3 protein-coding genes are annotated in these 3,493 nt (G+C 66.6%); 1 reads left to right on the forward strand and 2 read right to left on the reverse strand.

Annotation, left to right across the window (positions count from 1 at the left end; all coding sequences use genetic code 11):
- Positions 1-210: 210 nt before the first annotated feature.
- The gene (locus ABT288_RS49655; RefSeq protein WP_502973029.1) at positions 211-1,347 is read right to left on the reverse strand and encodes an ABC transporter substrate-binding protein; all 1,137 of its coding nucleotides are present in this window, start codon (positions 1,345-1,347) and stop codon (positions 211-213) included.
- Positions 1,348-1,676: 329 nt separating this feature from the next.
- Positions 1,677-2,476, reverse strand: a protein-coding gene (locus tag ABT288_RS49660; RefSeq protein WP_502973030.1) for an IS5 family transposase whose coding sequence is annotated in 2 segments (ribosomal slippage) — positions 1,677-2,138 and positions 2,141-2,476 — 798 coding nt in all. Because the reading frame shifts where the segments join, the coding sequence is not laid out codon by codon here.
- A gap of 222 nt (positions 2,477-2,698) precedes the next feature.
- Here ABT288_RS49660 and ABT288_RS49665 point away from each other — a divergent pair.
- Positions 2,699-3,340, forward strand: coding sequence for a GNAT family N-acetyltransferase (locus tag ABT288_RS49665; protein ID WP_351623408.1), 642 nt, complete (start codon positions 2,699-2,701; stop codon positions 3,338-3,340).
- Positions 3,341-3,493 lie beyond the last annotated feature (153 nt).

Raw genomic sequence — 3,493 nt, forward strand, 5'->3', positions numbered from 1 at the left:
CTTCGCCAGGAAGCAATAGCCGACACAACCTCCACCAGCGTCCTTGCCCCCACCTCAGCCAGAAATGGACATCGCCTTACGAACCGCCCACTAAGGACCGAGCTCGGATTCAAGCCGACGGTGGAGGCTTGGTGTCGGCGTCCGTGTGGCCGGCCCTGCCAGGGCGCCAGACTCCGGCTGATTGCCCGGCAAACCTCGGCCGACCGCCGATCAGCCGGAGATGGCCGCCGTCCAGCCGCGGACGACGGTCTGCCTCGCCTTCTCCAGTTGTGCGTCGGTCGGGAACTGCGGCGTCCCCTCCACCGTCGGCAGTTGGGCGGCGGCGGCCTTGTCGAGGGTGCCGTCCTTCTGCATGACGTCCATGAGGACCGGGCGGGCATAGCCGTGGAGCCGGAGGTTCTGGCCCTCCGTGCTGAAGAGGTACTCCTGCCACAGGCGGGCGGCCGCCGGACGCGGGGCGTTTTTGTTGATCGCCTGTGCGTAGTACTGGGGGAAGCTGCCGTCGAAGGGGATCGCGACCTGCCAGTTCACGCCCTTGCCGCGGAGCTGGTCGGCGTAGCCGAGATTGAGGTAGTCCCAGTTGATGCTGATGGGCGTCCGGCCGGCCTCGATCGTGGCTGAGGTGGACTGGAGTGCATTGAAGTTGCCGGTCCTTTTCAGCTTGGCGAAGAAGTCGAGGCCGGGCCGGATGTCGTCGAACGACCCGTTGTTCGCCAGTGCGGCCGCGTAGACGCTGGCGAAGGCGGATTCAGCCCGGGTCGGGTTCCCCTCGAGCGCCACCATGCCGCGGTAGGCGGGCTTGAGCAGATCGGCGAAGGTCTCAGGGCAGGGCTTGACGCGCCGGGTGTCGCAGCCGATCGAGATGTAGCCGCCGTAGTTGTTGGACCAGTGGGCCCCGGGGTCCTTCTGGTTGCCGGGGATCGCGTCCCACGGCGCGACCTTGTACGGCGCGAGCAGATCCTGCCGTGCCGCCGCCCGGGCGAACGTGTCGCCGACGTCGATCACGTCCGGGGCGGTCGGCCGGTTTCGGCTGCTCCTCAGGGCGCTGATCTCGTCCGCGCTGTGCGCGTACGGATCTTCCACGGTGACCTTGATGCCGTACTTCTTCTCGAAGCCGTCGATCAGGCCGCCGTAGTCCGCCCAGTCACGCGGAAGCGCGATCGCCGTGAGCCTGCCCTCCTTCTTCGCCGCGGCGACCAGGGCGCGCATCCCGCCCACGTTCTGCGCGGAGGTCGCCGACGAGGGTTTCTCGATCCGGGCGGTCGGCGTGCCGCAGGCGTTCAGACACAGTGCCGCGAGGGTGAAGCAGCCGAGTGCGGCCACGGCTCGGGCACGCGGTGCGGTCACGACGGCTCCAGGGGGTGGGGCGGCGCGATCGTGGAGTTGCGGAACTCTTGAGGGCCCCAGCGGTATGGCCGCCGCGTCGGCCCTGTCGTCCCCAAGGCCAGCGTACCCGCGCTAGTACTCCAGTTGCACTTCGCTATCGCCGCTGGTCAGAGGCTGTTTTCTGAGCATACTCAGCTACTCCAGCCGTAGATCGTGATCACGGATGCGGAGGCTGCCGTCCTGTCGCACCGAAGGTTGAGTGATCTCACCGAAGGCAGAGTGCGGGCGGTCTCGTCTCACAGGAGCTTCAGTGAGGCCCGCCCCCACAAGGGGTCTACTAACAGGCCATCTCAATTGGTGAGTCGGCGGTAACAGATGAGGGTGCATGCGATGCTGGTGAAAGCCAGGAAGTGGCTTGCCTGGCGTTCGTAGCGGCGGTGGAGGCGTCGGCACCCGGCAAGCCAGGCCATCGTGCGTTCGATCGTCCAGCGGTGCCGGCCGAGCCGCTGGCTGGAGTCCGCGCCCTTGCGGGCGATCCGGAGCGTGATTCCTCGGCCGCGTAACCATCGCCGCAGGTGGTTGTAGTCGTAGCCCTTGTCGCCGTGGAGCTTGTCCGGCCTTCGCCGCCGTCTGCCGCGCCGGGACCGGACCGGCGGAATTCCCTGCACGAGCGGGATCAATGCCTGGCTGTCGTGGATGCTGGCCCCGGAGATCACGACAGACAGGGGCATACCTGCATGATCGGTGATCAAGTGGATTTTCGAGCCGTACTTGCCTCGGTCGACAGGATTCGGCCCTGTCAGCTCCCCCTTTTCAGCGCCCTCATGTTTACGGAGTCGATCGCGCAACGGGACCAGTCCAGCTCGCCCCGAGAGCCGAGCTCGTCAAGGACCAGGCGGTGAAGCTTCGCCCACACTCGAGCCTTCGACCACTCCGCGAAGCGTCGGTGAGCCGTTGCGCCCGACGGCCCAAAAGAGGTGGACGGCAGCTGCTGCCACGTGCAACCCGACACCGCCACGAACATGATCGCGGCGAGCACTTCCCGGTCTCCGTACCGACGCCGGCCTCCACCTTGCGGCCGCGTCGGCGCCTCGGGCACCACTCGCTTGAACAACTCCCAAAGCTCATCCGGCACCAGCCGCTCAACTATCCCCACCGAGGCAGGCTATCGAGGCGCGGAATGAGGCAACTCGTGAACCGACGACGCGGCTCGGGCACGCGACTGACCTGCAAGACCACAGCCCGGCTCCGGTCAAGGCCACAATCGAGGCCCGTTCCCGTCAACGGCCGGGCAACTCAGCCGACACCCTGGACGTAATAGGTATTGTTGCCATTCGTCTATTACTCGCATCCAGGGGGTGTTCAACCTCTCATGAACACGGCCGAGGCCATTCAAGCGTGGGTGTCTGGCTGGTCCGTTTCGCGCGGCACAGCCGACCCGGCCGCTACTGCCTGGGGGTTCACCATTGACGTTGGCCTGCCCGGGCATGTCGTACGCCACGTGCTAACAACCGCCGACGATGCGGCTATCCGCAAGATCACTGAAGACACCACTGCGCCCGGCGCATGGGTGAAGGCACCCGCATCCCCAGAGGCACTCGAGCCCTGGCTCGGGCTTGGATGGTCCGTCGCCGGCGGACCCGGCTTCCTGATGTCCGTCCCGCTGAGCGCCGCCTGTTCCGACGCCCCACCCAAGACGGCCGACGGCTACCGGTTGCGCAGCTGGACCCGAGCCGGCGTCACCCATGTCCTGGTACGCACCACCGACGGTGCCTTCGCCGCACGCGGACAGATCGCCGTCGTCGGCCCCACCGCAGTCGTCGACCAGGTCGAGACCGACCCAGCTCATCAACGCCGTGGTCTGGGTCGCCTCGTGATGCACACGCTCGCCAACGCTGCCGCCGGACAGGGCGCGACAGAGGGCGTGCTCGTCGCGACGTCGGAAGGCCGGGCTCTGTACGAAACGGAGGGATGGCACGTGCTGGCTCCGCTGACCGGCGCCATGCGGAACTGAAGCCCGCTTCATCGTGGTTCCGAACACTCCAGCGAGGAGCCAAATGAGATGGCCTGTAAGACGGTGTCCTATGTGGTGATCGCTCGTTGGGTTGTTTATGGGGCGGGGTACTTGGAGTTGGATTGTTCCGGATGGGCTGTGGGAGATCGCGAA

The organism is Streptomyces sp. NPDC001093, from assembly GCF_040298985.1.
In the GTDB taxonomy this organism is placed as follows: domain Bacteria; phylum Actinomycetota; class Actinomycetes; order Streptomycetales; family Streptomycetaceae; genus Streptomyces.

What these genes read in the sequence shown, in the direction of transcription:
- ABT288_RS49665 (WP_351623408.1), top strand. Translation starts at nt 2,699, where the DNA reads ATGAACACGGCCGAGGCCATTCAAGCGTGGGTGTCTGGCTGGTCCGTT.